A 373-nucleotide genomic window follows, 5' to 3' on the forward strand; every position below is an offset into this window, starting at 1 on the left:
TCAGCATAGATGGGCTAATCGGCTTCGTGCCCCATCTCGTCCGTCCGGAAAGAAGGTGTTGCGCCACCGCTGATGATAAAACGCAGTCTGTCGGAACCCGACCCAACCATCACGCAGAGGAGCGCAGTCATGAAACATTATGCCGGCCTCGATGTCTCGGTCAAAGAAACGAGCGTCTGTGTCGTTGATGAAAGCGGCAAGCTATGCCGGGAATGGAAGGTCGTCTCCCACCCCGATGACCTAATCGCCATCCTGGGCGATCCGGCCTTCAGTCTGGATAGAGTGGGCCTTGAAGCTGGACCATTATCGCAATGGCTGTTCGAAGGGCTGGCAAAAGCTGGCTTCCCGGTCTTCTGCATCGAGACGCGCCACA

At 56.8% G+C, this 373-nt stretch carries 1 pseudogene; it reads left to right on the forward strand.

Annotated elements, in window-relative coordinates:
- Window positions 1–129: 129 nt before the first annotated feature.
- Window positions 130–373, forward strand: a pseudogene (locus PU724_RS33985) (IS110 family RNA-guided transposase); the annotation flags it as partial.

The sequence above is a fragment of the Mesorhizobium abyssinicae genome (genome assembly GCF_049887195.1).
GTDB lineage: Bacteria > Pseudomonadota > Alphaproteobacteria > Rhizobiales > Rhizobiaceae > Mesorhizobium > Mesorhizobium abyssinicae.